General features: G+C 45.0%; 14 protein-coding genes. 3 read left to right on the top strand and 11 right to left on the bottom strand.

What is annotated here, in order from left to right; all coding sequences use genetic code 11:
- Positions 1-8: 8 nt before the first annotated feature.
- Positions 9-1,193, bottom strand: coding sequence for an amino acid aminotransferase (locus L1D37_RS00625; RefSeq protein WP_239846494.1), 1,185 nt, complete (start codon positions 1,191-1,193; stop codon positions 9-11).
- Positions 1,194-1,415: 222 nt separating this feature from the next.
- Complete coding sequence (locus tag L1D37_RS00620) at positions 1,416-2,261, bottom strand: AraC family transcriptional regulator (protein WP_239846493.1); 846 nt, start codon at positions 2,259-2,261, stop codon at positions 1,416-1,418.
- Between the two features lie 132 nt (positions 2,262-2,393).
- Between L1D37_RS00620 and L1D37_RS00615 the strand changes: the two genes are divergently transcribed.
- The gene (locus L1D37_RS00615; protein WP_239846492.1) at positions 2,394-3,779 is read left to right on the top strand and encodes an MATE family efflux transporter; all 1,386 of its coding nucleotides are present in this window, start codon (positions 2,394-2,396) and stop codon (positions 3,777-3,779) included.
- A gap of 114 nt (positions 3,780-3,893) precedes the next feature.
- Here the strand turns inward: L1D37_RS00615 and nrdG are convergent, their stop codons facing one another.
- The gene (nrdG, locus tag L1D37_RS00610) at positions 3,894-4,364 is read right to left on the bottom strand and encodes an anaerobic ribonucleoside-triphosphate reductase-activating protein (protein WP_012600613.1); all 471 of its coding nucleotides are present in this window, start codon (positions 4,362-4,364) and stop codon (positions 3,894-3,896) included.
- Between the two features lie 156 nt (positions 4,365-4,520).
- Positions 4,521-6,641 carry an anaerobic ribonucleoside-triphosphate reductase gene (gene nrdD / locus L1D37_RS00605; protein WP_102435171.1) on the bottom strand — a complete coding sequence of 707 codons (2,121 nt, stop codon included), beginning with the start codon at positions 6,639-6,641 and terminating at the stop codon, positions 4,521-4,523.
- Positions 6,642-6,944: 303 nt separating this feature from the next.
- On the opposite strand from nrdD, the gene L1D37_RS00600 reads away from it, so the two are divergent.
- Positions 6,945-7,820 (top strand): endonuclease/exonuclease/phosphatase family protein, encoded by an 876-nt coding sequence (locus L1D37_RS00600; RefSeq protein WP_239846491.1) that lies wholly within the window; start codon positions 6,945-6,947, stop codon positions 7,818-7,820.
- A 101-nt stretch (positions 7,821-7,921) separates the two neighbouring features.
- Here L1D37_RS00600 and L1D37_RS00595 read toward each other — a convergent pair whose 3' ends face one another.
- The 5 genes from L1D37_RS00595 to L1D37_RS00575 all read right to left on the bottom strand — a co-directional run bounded on the left by L1D37_RS00595 (position 7,922) and on the right by L1D37_RS00575 (position 11,939).
- Positions 7,922-8,353: a YeeE/YedE family protein gene (locus L1D37_RS00595; RefSeq protein WP_239846490.1), complete on the bottom strand. Its 432-nt coding sequence runs from the start codon at positions 8,351-8,353 to the stop codon at positions 7,922-7,924.
- Positions 8,353-8,814, bottom strand: a complete 462-nt coding sequence (locus tag L1D37_RS00590) for a YeeE/YedE family protein (protein WP_239846489.1) — start codon at positions 8,812-8,814, stop codon at positions 8,353-8,355. The genes L1D37_RS00595 and L1D37_RS00590 overlap by 1 nt, the downstream gene beginning before the upstream one ends.
- Positions 8,815-9,024: 210 nt before the next feature.
- A complete protein-coding gene (locus L1D37_RS00585) occupies positions 9,025-10,257 on the bottom strand; it encodes a glycosyltransferase (protein ID WP_239846488.1) in 1,233 nt (410 codons plus the stop codon).
- 97 nt (positions 10,258-10,354) lie between these two features.
- The gene (locus L1D37_RS00580; RefSeq protein WP_239846869.1) at positions 10,355-10,819 is read right to left on the bottom strand and encodes a GNAT family N-acetyltransferase; all 465 of its coding nucleotides are present in this window, start codon (positions 10,817-10,819) and stop codon (positions 10,355-10,357) included.
- Between the two features lie 22 nt (positions 10,820-10,841).
- On the bottom strand, positions 10,842-11,939 hold the full coding sequence (locus L1D37_RS00575) for a ketoacyl-ACP synthase III (protein WP_017097618.1): 1,098 nt from the start codon (positions 11,937-11,939) through the stop codon (positions 10,842-10,844).
- 122 nt (positions 11,940-12,061) lie between these two features.
- On the opposite strand from L1D37_RS00575, the gene trxC reads away from it, so the two are divergent.
- Positions 12,062-12,496 carry a thioredoxin TrxC gene (gene trxC / locus L1D37_RS00570; RefSeq protein ID WP_239846487.1) on the top strand — a complete coding sequence of 145 codons (435 nt, stop codon included), beginning with the start codon at positions 12,062-12,064 and terminating at the stop codon, positions 12,494-12,496.
- Between the two features lie 109 nt (positions 12,497-12,605).
- On the opposite strand, the gene L1D37_RS00565 is transcribed toward trxC, so the two are convergent.
- Together L1D37_RS00565 and L1D37_RS00560 are read right to left on the bottom strand one after the other, a co-directional pair.
- Positions 12,606-14,273, bottom strand: a complete 1,668-nt coding sequence (locus L1D37_RS00565) for a GMC family oxidoreductase N-terminal domain-containing protein (protein WP_239846486.1) — start codon at positions 14,271-14,273, stop codon at positions 12,606-12,608.
- Complete coding sequence (locus tag L1D37_RS00560; RefSeq protein ID WP_239846485.1) at positions 14,266-15,873, bottom strand: long-chain fatty acid--CoA ligase; 1,608 nt, start codon at positions 15,871-15,873, stop codon at positions 14,266-14,268. Before L1D37_RS00560 ends, L1D37_RS00565 begins: the two co-directional genes overlap by 8 nt.
- Between the last annotated feature and the right edge of the window lie 164 nt (positions 15,874-16,037).

Genomic DNA, 16,037 nt, shown 5'->3' with positions numbered 1-16,037 from the left:
GTCACCTTCTATTTTGATACGTTGGCTATCGCTTTTGCTACATAAGGAATATGGGATTCAGAAAGACCTGCAATATTGATGCGTCCATCACCAACACCGTAGATGCCATATTCTTCACGTAATTGATTCATTTGAGTTTCTTTAAAGCCTAGTACAGTAAACATACCTTTATGGCTTTCAATGAAATCAAATTGTGACGTGTTATAAGTATTTCGCAATTCATCACATAAACTTTGGCGCAGATTTAACAGACGTTGCTGCATTTCACTCAATTCTTGCTTCCAAATCGTTGTTAACTCTTGATTCTGAAGAATTGTTTTCACCAAAGCCGCACCGTGATCTGGTGGCATAGTGTAAGTTGAACGCGCAAGCGTCAGCAGTTTACCTTTGGCATTACCAACGTGTTCACTGTTCTTACCAATAACGATTGCTGCACCCGTTCTTTCACGGTACAAACCGAAGTTCTTTGAGCAAGATGTTGTGATCAGCATCTCTTCAACGTTATTCGCCATGTGTTGAAGACCTTTCGCGTCTTCTTCTAGGCCGTCACCAAAGCCTTGGTAAGCAATATCAACGAACGGTAAGAAACCATTCTTTTGCGATAACTTAGTGATTTCCTGCCACGCTTCAAAGTCGATATCGGCACCCGTTGGGTTATGGCAGCAACCGTGCAGTAGTACCACGTCTGATGGACCCGCTTTTGAAAGGTCATCCAACATTTTTTCAGTATCAACTTGCTTCGTTTCAGGACTGAAGTAATTGTAGTAGCGAACTTTTAAGCCTGCCGCTTCCATCACCGGTTTGTGGTTAACGTAGCTTGGGTTTGAAATCCAAACTGTGGTGTCTGGTTGAGAAACTTTCATTAAGTCGCCCAACATACGAAGTGCACCACTTGCACCCGGTGTTTGAATCGCTGCTACGCGATCCATTGCAGAAGTCCCTTTAAGCAGCAGATCAACCATGCTCTGGTTAAACTCTTCACAGCCTGCTAGGCCAACGTAAGCTTTGGTTTTCTGAGTCTCAACAACGATATTTTGAGCCTTAGACACGGCTTTCATGATCGGAGTTTCGCCTTGGTCGTTTTTATAAACGCCAATGCCTAAATCGACTTTATCAGTACGAGTATCGCCGCGGTAAGCAACAGAAAGAGATAGAATTGGATCTAAAGTTGGTTTTGGTAGATGTGAAAACATGAAAGTCACAACCCTTTGAAATTCAAGTAATGGATTTCACGTTAACATTTTCGTACTAAAATCAGAAACATTTTTTAATAGAAGCGCTTAGTTACCATAAGTAATCAGAGATTGGTCGTTTCAAACGGATAAATAGTGCAAATTTCAATCGCCTAATGACCCATTGCACAATTCAAAGCGCTTTATTTCTATGTGTCGATACGTCTTATATTGCCATATGCCCTATTGAGATTGAGCACTCTGTTTGAATTGTCTTGGTGTCATTCCTGACCACGCCTTAAACCGAGTGCTAAAGTTAGCGGCATTGGGATATCCGACTATCTCACCAATATGTTGAATCGACCAATCACTCGATCTGAGCAGCCTTGCAGCGTATTCCATTCTCATACGCATAATATGAGTCATCGGGCTATGAGAATAATAACGTTGGCACAAGCGATGGAAGTGCGGCTCTGAACAAGGAAATAGGTTTGCTAGCTCATGCACATTCCACTCTTTATGAAGCTGCTTTTGAACACTGTCGAACACTCGTCTCAAGCGAATCAAGTTTCGAGACTGTTGCTGCGGGACTGGCGCATTAATCATGAACTCTATTTGGGCTACGCTGTGAATGGCAATCGCCCCGCCTAAATCAATCGGCAATGCAATACTTCTCAGCAAGGTATGTATGCAAGACGAAACAACTTCGGCTGCAGGAGACAGCGTATAACTCACCTCGTCACTGACGACATTCTCCCATTGCTTATCAGGCGAGAGAAAGATCCACGCTATTTGCCATGTTTCTTCTTCAATACCAAAACCATTCTCAACGCCTGCTGGCACAGTGATGCATGACCCCGGCTCTAGAATGTATCGACATCCTTCGCTTTCGAGCCACCCTTTGCCTCTCACGGTGTACAGCAACATGTGCTTTTGTTGGTTCTTTCGATAAACAGAAAAGAAATCGCGGCACGATGCTGTCCCACATTGAACGATACCGAGCTCTTCGAATGCCAATACATGGCTTTGATCGACAAACTCTTGATGGGTCTTTTCAGAGATCTCATACCGTTCTTGTTTCTCGCTCATACCATTGTTAGCTCGTTCATGTTGCCGAACCACTAAAGTGGATAGTTTGACAAAAGTTTGTGATGAACCTGAACAATACAGCTAAAACAAATGCCGATAAACTTTTCGCATATTCACTAGAGGGGAAATGCGATGCTCTCGACATATCGTCATTTAGACAAAGAATTTTGGCAAAAGCTATTACACATCGGTTTACCTGTCTCACTGCAAACCATGTTGTTTTCATTGCTCGGCGTGGTCGATATTTTTATGGTCAATCAGCTTGGTGATGCAGCAACCGCAGCAGTCGGCGTTGGCAACCGTATCTTCTTCTTTAACTTGATCATGGTATCGGGAATCAGTGGTGCAGTCAGTGTGCTAGCTTCGCAATATTTTGGAGCGGGCGATTTCAATGGCATTCGACGTGTCTTGTCGCAATCTTGGGCTTTGTCTATCTTTGCCATCATCCCTTTTGTTTTGATTTACACATTGGTTCCTGAATCAGTCGTATCTGTAGTGGCCTCAGACCCTGATTACGTCCGCTTGGCAACGGATTACCTTTGGATAACAGGAGCCAGCCTTATTGGTACCGCGATCGTCGTGCCGCTAGAAAGCGCATTGCGATCGGTCGGTGAAGCCAAATTGCCAACCAAGATCAGTATCTGGGCGATCATCGTTAATGCGATTCTCAATGCCCTGCTGATCTTCGGACTATTTGGCTTTCCAGAACTCGGCGTGGTTGGCGCAGCGATTGGCACCACGGTTTCTCGATTCTTTCAGACGATTGCATTGCTTGTTATGGCGAGAAAACACTATGTACATTTGTTCCCTACAATCAGCAGTTGGCGTGACGCAATCTTACCTAAGCACAGAAAGAAGTACTTCAAGATCGCGATTCCTATGTTAGTTCATGATACGGCTTGGGCTGGTGGAATACTGATATACAACGTCATTGTTGGTCAGATTGGCGTAGGCGAACTGGCGATCATCTCACTGTTGTCGCCAGTAGAAAGCATCTTAATTTCTGCCTTCTTAGGTTTTGCCGTTGCCGCTTCAATTATTCTAGGCAATGAGATTGGTGCAAAGAATTATCAACGTGTTGAAAATACCGCTTGGGGCTATGTACTTGTGAGTTGTGCGCTTGCGACGTTATTGGCAGTGCTGTGTTTTATCGCCAAGCCAGCCATTGTTCAATTAATCGATTTAACGCACTTGAAACTCAAAGATACAGCGGTCAACGTCGCGTTAGTCATGGCTGCTGGGATGATATTGAGAGTATTCAACATGGTTGGCATCGGAGGCGTGTTAAAAAGTGGTGGAGACATCAATTACAGCATCTTCATCGACATATTCGGCCAGTGGGCCATTGGTATTCCCCTCGCCTATTTCACCGCTCTGGTGCTGGGCTGGTCTTTAGAATGGGTGTTGATGATTGTGTTACTGGAGGAGTTAGTGAAGATCGCTTTAACGAGCCAGCGGATTCACTCTAAAAAATGGATCAACAACCTAATAGAAGAGCCAGATCAGATCGCTGCTTGAGTGGCGGTTTGAATGAATAAACGAAAAGAACTCACACCCAAGGGCCGATTGGTTGCATTGCGCTAACCATGACGCCCTTTTTCGTTTTACGAGTGTGCGAAGTCACGACAACTGTTATATGTCAGTAAATCGATGGATGATTTGATTTGAACTGCCACGCCAATCCAACATCGGGTCCGCTTTGTCTTGCTCAAAGCGACCGTCAATCAAAGTATCGACGTATTCAAGCACTTGCTTTTGCTTTTCGTCTAACTCATCGAGTTCATAACCCGTCCACATCCAGATATCTTTGCCTTCACATTCCGCTTTCACACGCTGAACCAGCTTGAGCACTTCAGACACATTCGCAGGATGCAGAGGGTCACCACCAGAAAGCGATAAACCACGACGTTTAATTCGCGGATCATTCAGATCAGCAATAATGTGGTCTTGAAGTTCTTGAGTGAACAAATGCCCAGAATCCAACCTTTGTGTCGACTGGTTATAACACCCACGGCACTGGTGTACACAACCCGACACAAACAAGGTGCAGCGTGTTCCTGGGCCATTTACAACGTCGATTGGGTGATATTGATGATAATTCATAAGGCAGTATTGAAAACTCGTTATGGTTTAATAGTTTGAAGTGAAAAGCTGTCACAACTTAAACGAAAGAATTGGTATCGACATGGCGCCGATACCAATCATATTTCTTGGAAACCTAGCTCTTCTATGTAAGCTAGCTAATGAGCTTATAGCTGACTAAAGATGCTTCACTCGGCGTTTAACTTCTTCTTGCTTACCGAAGTTAAATGGTCGTGCATCTGGGCTACCAAGGTAACCACAGACACGACGTGTTACCGATACTTTCGTTGAGTCATGGTTGCCACACTTAGGGCACGTAAAGCCCTTACTTGTACAGTCAAACTCGCCGTTGTATCCACACTCGTAGCACTCATCAATTGGCGTGTTGGTACCGTAGTACGGAACACGTGTGTAGCTGTAGTCCCATACGTTTTCTAGTGCTTCGATGTTCTTCTGCATGTTCGGGAATTCACCGTAACAGATGAAACCGCCACTAGAGATTTCAGGATAAGGCATCTCGAAATCGATCTTGTCGTATGGGTTCACTTTCTTCTGTACATCTAAGTGGAAGCTGTTTGTGTAGTAGCCACGGTCTGTTACGCCATCAATCACACCAAATTCTTTGGTATCGATGCTGCAGAAACGGCTACATAGGTTTTCACTTGGTGTACCGTACAGGCTGAACGCGTAACCTGTCTCTTTCGTCCAAGATTCCACTTCACGCTTCATGTACTCCACCAGCTCAAGCGCTTTAGTACGCATTTCGCCATCGTCGTACAAGTGAACGTCAGTACCGTAAAGGGCTGTCATTGCTTCGTGGATACCGATGTAACCAAGAGAAACAGACGCACGACCGTTCTTGAAAATATCAGCGATTGAGTCGTCTGCTTTCAAACGAACGCCACACGCACCTTCCATGTATAGGATTGGAGCAACACGCGCTTTCACGTTTTCTAGACGAGAGATACGAGTTTCTAGAGCACGACGAGCTAGCTTTAGTTTTTCATCAAGCAGTTCGTAGAACTTAACCATATCTTGCTTCGCGTTAATCGCGATACGTGGCAAGTTCAAGCTAACTACACCTAAGTTGTTACGTCCTTCATGAATCAACTCACCGTTTTCTTCGTAAGTATTCAAGAAGCTACGGCAACCCATAGGCGTTTTAAATGACCCTGTCACTTCTACTACTTTGTCGTAGTTAAGAATGTCTGGGTACATACGCTTAGATGCGCACTCTAGCGCTAGTTGCTTGATGTCGTAGTTTGGATCTTGCTTCTGGTGGTTCAAACCATCTTTGATTGCAAAAACCAGTTTAGGGAATACCGCTGTTTTACGGTTCTTACCCAAACCTGCAATGCGGTTTTTCAAGATAGATTGCTGGATAAGTTTTGAACCCCAGCTTTCGCCTAAACCAAAACCAAACGTTACGAATGGTGTTTGACCGTTAGCTGTGTGCAGCGTGTTTACTTCGTACTCCAGAGATTGGAATGCGTCGTAACACTCTTTCTCTGTACGAGAGATAGCAAAAGCTTCTGGGCTATGAATGTCCCACTCTTTCGCTAATGATAAATGCTTCTCGTAACTCGCCATTACGTAAGGTTCTAAAACCTCATCGATACGGTTAATCGTTGTACCGCCGTAAATGTGGCTCGCCACTTGTGCAATGATCTGCGCTGTAACTGCTGTCGCCGTAGAAATAGACTTAGGCGTGTCAATTTCTGCGTTACCCATCTTAAAGCCATGCGTTAACATGCCTTTCAGATCGATAAGCATACAGTTAAACATTGGGAAAAACGGTGCATAGTCTAGATCGTGGTAGTGAATGTCACCACACTCGTGAGCTTGTACGATGTCACGCGGCAAAATGTGAGTTTTCGCATAGTGTTTAGCCACGATACCCGCCAGCAAATCACGCTGAGTTGGGATCACTTTGCCGTCTTTGTTGGCATTCTCATTGATCAGATCAACATTGCTTTCTTCGATCAAACCTTCGATCTCACGAGTTAAAGCACTTTGCTTTTCACGTGCGATGTCGCGGTCATGACGATATTCAATGTAAGCACGAGCCAGAGACTTATAAGGTCCCTGCATTAGCTCGTTCTCGACCATAGTTTGAATTTCAGAGATATGAACTTCATCGTAGTCTTCGAGCTTCAACTCAACTGCTAATGCCACATTCAGTGCATAAATAGCAATTTCCTTATCGGCTTTGTCTGATGCTGCTTCCACTGCAGCTTGGATGCGATCTCTACTGAATGGAGCCCTTGAGCCATCACGCTTGATTACGATTGATTTCACCACTTCTCCTTACTCTTGAGGTATTCACAGACTTATCCACAAACACACTATATAGAGCGATTTATCGTTTAACTAACACTAGATATTGTGGCGTATTTAACGAGAACCACCAACTTTGAGTATTGATTTGGATCAATAAAAAGAGAACGCTGACTAAGATCAATTCAATATTATTACGCTAGTTCTCAAGTCGAAAAGAAACAATGTAACAATAAAAAAACTGCTAAAAAGAGTTGAATTTTTGGTAAGTGTTGTAGGATAACGGCTCATCAATATTGGAAGACAAAATTAGGGATATTTGGCATGAAACGACTTCGAAACTGGATAATGTTGGGTTGCTTACTCAGTAGCCACGCATTTGCTGAACCTTTGACCATATCCAGTTGGAATATCGAATGGTTATCAACCAACGAGGCTGTGAATAAGTTTTCCGCCCAACGTGATCAAGCTGATTTCGACAAACTTGAAGAATACTTTCAATCCTTAGATGCGGATGTGGTCGCCTTTCAAGAAGTCGATGACATAAATGCCATTCAACGCGTGGCTGGCGATCAATACAAGATATTGATGTCTGACCGAGCATTACCAGAAAACAGTAACCGCCAGTTCAAAGAAGTGAACCAATACACAGGCTTCGCAGTTCGTAAAGGAATCACACTTACCGACTACGCTGACTTTCCTCTTGAATCGAGTTCTAACAGCAAGCTTAGGTTTGCCAGCTATGTGGTCGTTGATACTGACTCAAAACCAATTCACATGTTGTCTGTGCATTTAAAGGCAGGCTGCAGCGGGGCGTATAAATCTAACCGCGATTGTTCACGCCTAAAAGACCAAGCTCAGCAACTGAACAAGTGGATAAAGCAAAGAGAGCGCAATAACGAAGACTACGCCATTCTTGGCGACTTCAACCATAACCTATCCTACTCAAGAGATTGGATGTGGAAGGATTTAACTGAAAACACGGATGCTCGTTTGGCGACAAGAAAGACCCGTGCGGATTGTAAGGTTCGCTCAAATCGTAATAACCACCGCACACACCAATTCCGCTCTGTGATTGATCACATTGTGGTTAGCGACTCATTGAGTGCGTCACCTGCGAAACAGAAGGTATTTGAAACGCAAGATGTGCTGGATTACAAACTCAGCGACCACTGCCCAGTATCAACGACCATCAAATAGTAGATAGAGATGTAAAAAGAGGCTGACTAGCTTTGTAACTAAAGCGCGTCAGCCTCTCAAATGCTCATATCAAACCTACTCGATAAGCGGTAGGTTTAACGTTAGCAAGTTTTATTCATTCGACCTGCCAACCACATTCCCGCCAGCATGCTTATCATAAACACCCACACGGTTGGGTTACCGCCACTGAGACTCGTCACCGCAGGCCCTGGACAAAAGCCTGCCAGCCCCCAACCGAGTCCAAACGCTGTTGAACCTAGAATCAGTTTTCTGTCGATTCGAGGGTTGTTACGGCTATCTAACGGCTCGCCATTGAATGCTTTAGCGCGCTTTTTAATGACTAGGTGATAAAACGGAGCGAATACCAGTAGCGCACCGCCCATGACGAATGCCAAGCTGATGTCCCAATCGCCAGTCACATCTAAGAAGCCAAGTACTTTGTTCGGGTCTACCATACCTGAAATGATCATACCCGAGCCAAACAAGATTCCAGCAAGCAAACCGACAATGATAGTAAATGAAGAATTTCTCATTATGCCCCCAACCCGATCAGGTTCTTGATAAGCACGGTTGCTATTGCCACACCCATGAATACACACGTTGCGATAATCGAGCGTTTAGACAAACGCGCCATTCCCACAATACCATGTCCACTAGTACACCCATTCGCCGTTTTAGTGCCAAAACCCACTAACAGGCCAGCAATAACGACTACCAAGAGGTTCATCTCTTCTAATTGAGGGAGCTGGTAACCGGTAGGAATCAACAACCAACCACTTACGACCATTCCAACAACAAATGCAATACGCCAATGCTTGTCAGTTTTATCGGTATCCACGCCTTCGCTTTCTTTGTTGCTGGTGCCAACTGGTAATAAACGGCTAACAATGCCACTAATACCTGCAACTCGCCCAATGCCCAACATTAAAACAATGGCCGACACACCTAACAACATGCCACCGAAAAAAGCATCCCAAGGAATCAAACTAAGCACAGGTCTCTCCTATCCACAAACATCATAAACTCATGATAATCTTTAAATTAGAGTTTACTAATAAATATAAATTAGTCAATGCTAATATAGATCACCTTACTTGTCCTTACGCGTGTTTGACCTGTTACTCAGCCTGCACAAAGCCACAAAAAAAGCCCTTAGGCGTTAACCTAAGGGCTTATGGTTTCATTTGAACTGTATGTATGTCAGTTACTTAGTCTTGTTCTTTTCAGCTATCCACTGAGACATGTACTTGGTGCTCGCCATACTGTGGTGCTTGAGCATCGAACCAAAGAAGTTATCCAGTCGATGAGATTCAAGTTCAGAATCTAGCGTAGTCAATCGCTCGATCAATTTGTCGCCCAGTTGATTCTGCTCGTAATGCGCTTCAAGGATTGAGTGACATTGGCTTTGAGCCTTGATCCACTTCTCTTCATCTTTATAGAGAGCGACAGCTTGTTCAACAAACTCGTCGATATCATCTGCCACCGCACCCGGCCATTGCAGTTCGCCTTGCGGTAGCATGCCTTCACTGCCGATCTCGCTGGTTACATTCGGAGTTTGCAGCTTCATCGCATCAAGCAACTTACCTTTAATACCAGCACCAAAGCGTAATGGCGCGACACAAACACGCGCATCTTCCATCACTTCTTGAGCGTCTTTCGCCCAACCTTTGATATGGAAACCGGTTTTAGGGTTATGCAAAGCCGTTGCTTTCGGCGGCGGATAAGATCCGTAGATATGAAGTTCAGTGTCAGGTAACTGCTTACGAATCTTTGGCCAAATCTTCTGTAATTGAAGTACAGCATCCCAGTTCGGTGCATGTCTAAAGTTACCTATCGTCATGAAATGCTTACGTTCTTCAAAACTTTTCGTGCTTTCAGGCAGCGTATTGAGGTCAACCATGAACGGGAGATGATGTAGTAACTTTGGATCGATATTGAACTCAGATTGGAGCAATTCCATCTCGTAGCTTGAGATGATCAACGAAAGATCACAGCGCAGAATCGCAGCAATTTCACGTTTCGCTAAGTCACTGTACAGGTGCTCTTTCGTTAACTCACTCTCTTTCTTAACAGCTTCGTGTCGAGCATTGCGTAAGAACTGTAAATCTTCAGTATCCAGTAGCTTAAAGGCATTCGGACATACCTTCTCGACGCGCCAGCCGAATTGCTCTTCCATCATAAAGCGGTCAAACATCACGACATCAGGTTGTAGCTCTTCGATGTACTGGTCAAAGCTATCGCAATTTAGCTGAATAGATTGGCTTGTGATGCCCTCTTCAGAGAGATCAATCATGTGCTCAGTTTCTTGAGCTGGCGTTGCGAACTCAACAGACCAACCTTGTCTCTTAAATAGACGTAATAGAGACATCATATGGCTGCCAGCCGCCGATGAATTCGGTTCTGGCCAAACGTAGCCAATTGCTAAAACTTTCTTCAAAACACTTCCTAAGAAATAACAAAGGGGCCACAGAAGCCCCTAATAAAACGTTAATCGAGTTATGCCGCTGATAATAATTGTTCTAAGAACTCAGCGATCAGATTCGTTCACCCACATTTCGAGCTATCATAAGCACTTCATCCGCAGAGTACAGGTTTGAAATCGTGGTTTCGACTTCTGCACCCAGCGTCGATTGATAAAGCTTTTGTGCAAAGTTGTCTGCTCTGGTGGTCACTAATACATATTTTAGTGTCGAGCCTTGCTCTGCAAGTTTCTGCTTCACTTGCGGCAAAGATTCTAGAATCAGCTTTTTGCCTAATCCTTGCCCCTGCGCGCTCGGTAACACAGCAAGTTGCTCTAGTTCCAAAACAGCTTCAGGTCTAAACCCACTCTTTTGCACCCAAATTATGTAGCCGACAATCTCGCCTTCGCTCTCGGCAACGAAGTTAAGAAAGCGTGGCGCAGCATTTAAGTTACATTGTAACCAAACTTTTGAGCTTTGCTGTCGAACAAAAGTAGCTTGGTGAACTAAAGCCGCCCCATCAAGGTCGGCTTCTGTCATAAAACGAACTTGCACCATGCTGCTACTCGTTCTCAGAATTAGGACGCGTTTTACAGTGTAAAATGGCTCTTTCTAAAAGCTCTAAAGCCGACTTATCCGCTTCTGGTAGCTTAGCATCCGATTGACCTAGTGGTTCAACACGGCTACCCCATTTAATATGACCAGCACCCCAAGTTAAACCGGCACCGAATGCCGCTACAAGGATGTTTGAGTTCGGTTTAACAAAGCCTTGCTCTAACGATTCACATAAAGCAATTGGCACAGTCGCAGCCGACGTGTTGCCGTAGTTTTGAATGTTCACGAACGCTTTCTCACGTTCAATGCCCGCCATATCACACAGAGTTTGAATGATTCGGATATTTGCTTGGTGAGGAATCACAACATCGATGTTGTCTGTTGAGATTCCTGTACGGCTCAATACAGTGTGTGCTGCCGCACCCATGCCTTTAACCGCACGTTTGAAGATCTCTTTACCTACGAAATCAAAGTCCCAGTAACCGTTGTCAGCAGCGAAGCGATCCATAGAAGTACCGAACTTTGGTACTGCTAGAATATCGCGGCCTTCGGCGTCACAACCGATCTGCGCTTCTTGCAGGCCAACTTGCTCTTCAGTGCGAGATAGAACCACAGCGCCAGCGCCGTCACCAAATAGAACCGCAGTATCACGCTTGGTCCAATCAATGAAGAATGAAAGACGTTCTGCGCCCACAACGATCGCATTGCGGTAGTTACCCGCTTGAATCAATCGAGTCGCGGTTTCAACACCGTAAATGAAGCCAGTACATGCTGCATTAAGGTCAAAAGCCGCTGCACTCTTGATGCCTAGGTTCTGTTGAACTTTAGACGCAGTATTTGGAATAAGAGAATCAGGGCTGCATGTAGCGATGATCACGAGGTCGATATCTTCGGCAGTAAGGCCAGCACACGCCATTGCGTGTTGAGCAGCAACAGTCGCTAGCTCAGAGGTATTTACATGACTGATACGACGGTTTTCGATACCAGTTCGAGTACGAATCCACTCGTCAGACGTATCAATGAAAGTGCTTAAATCATCATTGGACAGCACGGCTGGTGGCAGACACTTTCCCCAGCCAGTAATCTCGGCGTAAAATTTTGTCATCATTTACCTGTTTATTGTTTGTTTTTATTTAAGTATCGTATTCTTGTTTTAAACAGTATAAGCGTTCCGTGCGTGATTCGTAAATCGCGTTAGACACGGAGTTGCAATAAAAAGAGAAAGTTATGTCTACATTCAACACACGTTGCCCTTCTTGCGGTGGCGTAAACCGAGTTCCTTCAGAACGAATTTCAGAAAGCCCAACTTGTGGTAAATGCAAAAACGCATTGCTAGACGGTGCGCCAATCGAAGGCACGTCATTGAATTTCCAATCTATTTTGAACAGTTCACAGCCTGTGGTTGTCGATTTTTGGGCAACATGGTGTAACCCATGCGTTGGCTTTGCGCCTGTGTTCAGCGACGTAGCAAAAGAACGTTCTGGAGATGTTCGATTCGTTAAGATTGATACCGAAGCTCAGCAGCAACTTGCCGCAATGTACCAAATCAGAAGCATCCCTACTGTGATGGTATTTAAGGACGGAAAACGTGTCGACACGATCAACGGTGCGCTACCCAAAGGTCAATTTGATCAATGGCTTAATCAAGCTCTAAATAAGTAAGTTTGTTTCGGCTCTTTGAGTTATCAACAAACAAAATAGGTTAAGGACCCTTAATGGATAAGGCTCCCTAACCTATTGTAAATCCGCCTGTTATCTCTAATCTGTGCTTCTAACCTGTCATTCCATGTTCTGCGCTTTCATTCGCGCCTTGCTCGTTTACACTGTCTTTCTTATCCAAGTTATATTGGCTTTTAATCTGATCAGCGACTTTCTCAGCAATCATTATGGTTGGCGCATTGGTATTGGCCCCGACTAATGTCGGCATAACCGACGCATCAATGACTCTTAAGTTATTCAACCCATGGACTTTAAGATCTCTATCCACCACCGCCAGTGAATCATCAGCGACACCCATTTTACAGGTTCCAACAGGGTGATATTGAGTATCAGCGCGGTTACGGATATCTTGCTCGATAGCCTTGTCATCATTGGCATCAACCGGATAAAAAGCATTGCCACGGATATCATCGAACGCTTCACTCTCTAGCATTTGATACTGCTTCTTCCATCCTTTAATCATTATCTCCATGTCTTCAGGGTGACTGAAAAACGCAGGGTCGATCTTTGGCGGATCGTATGGATCGGCGCTATTCAGAGTCACGGTGCCATGGCTCTTAGGTCTCAGTAAGGTGACATGTGACGTAAACCCATGACTAGTATGAATTTTTCTCGCATGGTCATCGACGACTGCGACCACAAATACAAACTCTAAATCCGGTACAGCAATATGATCATCGGAGCAAAGAAAGCCGATTCCCTCTGCAAAATTACTGCTCATTTTCCCACGGCGTTCTTTATGCCATAGCGGTAAAGCTTTGGTCATTTCAGATGCCATTTGCAGCGAGATACCAAAAGTTTCGCGCTTTTCACTGCACTTGTATGAGTGAACCAAGTCGATATGATCTTGCAGGTTCTTACCCACTCCCGGTAACTCATGAACTTGCTCGATGCCATGAACCGCCAACTCATCTTTAGCGCCAACGCCCGATAACAACAATAACTGAGGAGAGCCAAAAGCACCTGCAGACAAAATGACTTCCTTGTTGCATCGGATCTGATAACGTTTGCCATTTGAGCCGTATTCAACCCCGACCGCTTTCTTACCTTCAAACAAAACCTTATGTGTTGTTGCTTTGGTCACGACGGTGAGATTTGGACGCGAGAGATTTGGCGTCAAGTAAGCCTTGGCTGCGCTGCATCGTTCACCATTCAGCTGAGTCACCTGCGTCGGCATTGCACCAAACTGAGCGGCACCGTTGATGTCCTCATTGCGAGGAACACCTATCGATTCACACGCGGTTAAATAGCGTTCCAACATTGGGCTTGGCGACCTAAGGTTTGCCACATTCAATGGGCCACCTTGACCATGATACTCATCTTGGTGGACTTCATTATTCTCTGCTTTCTTAAAGTAAGGCAGACACGATTCATAGTTCCAGCCAACATTACCTAAGCTTTCCCAAGTGTCGTAGTCGTAGCGATGTCCACGAGCGTACATCATGGCATTGATAGAGCTAGAGCCACCGAGTGTCTTACCTCTCGGTTGGTAGCCCTTACGACCATTTAATCCTGGCTGTTCAACCGTCTCGAAAGCCCAGTTATTGAGCTTGGTTGGCATCATCGCCACAACACCCACTGGAGTATGGATAAATGGGCTCGTGTCTTTACCACCAGCTTCCAACAAACAAACGGTCGTATTTGGATCTTCAGACAGCCGAGAAGCCATCACACAACCAGCGGAGCCACCGCCCACGATAATAAAGTCATAGTTATCCATTGATTGCCTCCGCGACTTCTAAAGGATGCAACTCTCGCTTCAATATTTTACCTGTTGCCGTCATGGGTAATGCATTACGAATGAACACTTTACGAGGATATTTGTAATCCGCGAGTTGCTCACGACACCAAGCCATCAAGGCTTTGCTGTCAGATTGAGTATGCTCGTGAAGCACCACATGGGCGTGAATCTCTTCACCGAGCTGATCATGGTGTTCACCGACCACTGCCACCATTTCCACGTCAGGATGACACATCAATACTTCTTCGATTTCTCTCGGATAAACGTTGTAACCACCGCGGATGATCATGTCTTTCACACGATCAACAATGAACAAGTTACCGTGCTCATCAACGCGTCCGATATCACCCGTTAAAAACCAGCCATTTCTGATCGCTTCTGCCGTTGCTTCAGGTCTTTGATAGTAACCTTTCATGACACTTGGGCTCTTAATGCATACTTCGCCCAATTCTCCCATTGCCACTGCGTTGCCTTGTACATCAGTAATTTTAATAAGGTGACCACACAGCGGCTGACCAACACTGCCCGACAGACGATCACCATCGATATGATTGAAAGTCGCGACTGGCGCCGTTTCAGATAGCCCGTATCCTTCCAATACCGGTAATTCAAAGCGTGATTCAAACTGACGAATGACCTCAAGTGGCATGGAAGCACCACCAGACACGCCAAGCCTCAAGCTATGTTTAACCTGTTCAGACCGTTTGTTTGTTTTTTCTGAACTATCAGGAGACTCTTCTCCCGCCTTTAGCAACGCAATATACATGGTAGGAACACCAGCAAAGACACTCACTTTATGGCTAATGATCTGGTCGATCACCAATGACGGCTCAAAACGCGGAATCAAAACCATGGTCGACCCCGTCAACACGCTCGCGTTCATCATGACGGTTTGGCCAAAGCTATGGAACAGAGGAAGTGTGGCCATGGTCGTGTCGCTGTATTCCAATCTCATAAGATACTGTGACGACATCGCATTGGTTTGCATGTTGGTGTGGGAAAGCTCAGCGCCCTTTGGCTGGCCTGTGGTACCTGACGTATAAAGAATTACCGCGGTATCATCGCCATGACACGCTACAGACTCATACGTATCCAAAGGTTGTGCTAGCCAATCTGCAATCGTTTCTTGCTGCTGATGGTTTTCTGAGAGTGTGGATGTTGCGCCATTTGGTATTGGCATAGACACAAAATGTTCGCAGTTATCGGCCTGCGCAAAACCTTGTAATCCATAGCGCCCAATAGGTAACTCTTCACTGCCCTCAAAGCATAAATAAGCTTTCGCGTCAGAATCATTAAGGTGATAAGCGATCTCTCGAGCCTTAAACAACACGTTTAAAGGCACAACGACACAGCCAGCTTTTAGAATGCCGTAATAAGCAATAGGGAAATAAATCACGTTCGGGCATGACAATGCGACCTTATCGCCCTTTTTTAAGCCAAGTCGCTCTAGATTCGTAGCTACCTTCCCAGCAAGTTGTTCCAACTGAGCGAAACTGACTTCATCCGTGCCCATACGCAGAGCGGCTTTAGTTGGAAACAGCGAAGCGCTACGTTCCAAGTTAACAGCAAGATTGTGCATCCATGATCTCCTTATTTGGCTAGACCTAGCGGTCACATTCGCCTTAGACGTTTTAATCGTTGTAATAAGTGTTGTCTTTATTGCTATCAGAGCCTGCACATTGGCGTGTCATGTAGGTAAAAGTACTTATTGAGCGAAGCAGTAGGTATTGAGCAAAATGTTTG

The organism is Vibrio sp. Isolate33, from assembly GCF_022397895.1.
Lineage (GTDB): Bacteria > Pseudomonadota > Gammaproteobacteria > Enterobacterales > Vibrionaceae > Vibrio > Vibrio pomeroyi.
This window is presented reverse-complemented; position numbering and strand designations above follow the sequence as displayed.

Excerpts from the sequence above, each read along its gene's own strand:
- L1D37_RS00625 (WP_239846494.1), bottom strand. The coding sequence starts at position 1,193 with ATGTTTTCACATCTACCAAAACCAACTTTAGATCCAATTCTATCTCTT.
- L1D37_RS00620 (WP_239846493.1), bottom strand. The coding sequence starts at position 2,261 with ATGAGCGAGAAACAAGAACGGTATGAGATCTCTGAAAAGACCCATCAA.
- L1D37_RS00615 (WP_239846492.1), top strand. The coding sequence starts at position 2,394 with ATGCTCTCGACATATCGTCATTTAGACAAAGAATTTTGGCAAAAGCTA.
- nrdG (WP_012600613.1), bottom strand. The coding sequence starts at position 4,364 with ATGAATTATCATCAATATCACCCAATCGACGTTGTAAATGGCCCAGGA.
- L1D37_RS00600 (WP_239846491.1), top strand. The coding sequence starts at position 6,945 with ATGAAACGACTTCGAAACTGGATAATGTTGGGTTGCTTACTCAGTAGC.
- L1D37_RS00595 (WP_239846490.1), bottom strand. The coding sequence starts at position 8,353 with ATGAGAAATTCTTCATTTACTATCATTGTCGGTTTGCTTGCTGGAATC.
- L1D37_RS00580 (WP_239846869.1), bottom strand. The coding sequence starts at position 10,819 with ATGACAGAAGCCGACCTTGATGGGGCGGCTTTAGTTCACCAAGCTACT.
- L1D37_RS00575 (WP_017097618.1), bottom strand. The coding sequence starts at position 11,939 with ATGACAAAATTTTACGCCGAGATTACTGGCTGGGGAAAGTGTCTGCCA.
- trxC (WP_239846487.1), top strand. The coding sequence starts at position 12,062 with ATGTCTACATTCAACACACGTTGCCCTTCTTGCGGTGGCGTAAACCGA.
- L1D37_RS00565 (WP_239846486.1), bottom strand. The coding sequence starts at position 14,273 with ATGGATAACTATGACTTTATTATCGTGGGCGGTGGCTCCGCTGGTTGT.
- L1D37_RS00560 (WP_239846485.1), bottom strand. The coding sequence starts at position 15,873 with ATGCACAATCTTGCTGTTAACTTGGAACGTAGCGCTTCGCTGTTTCCA.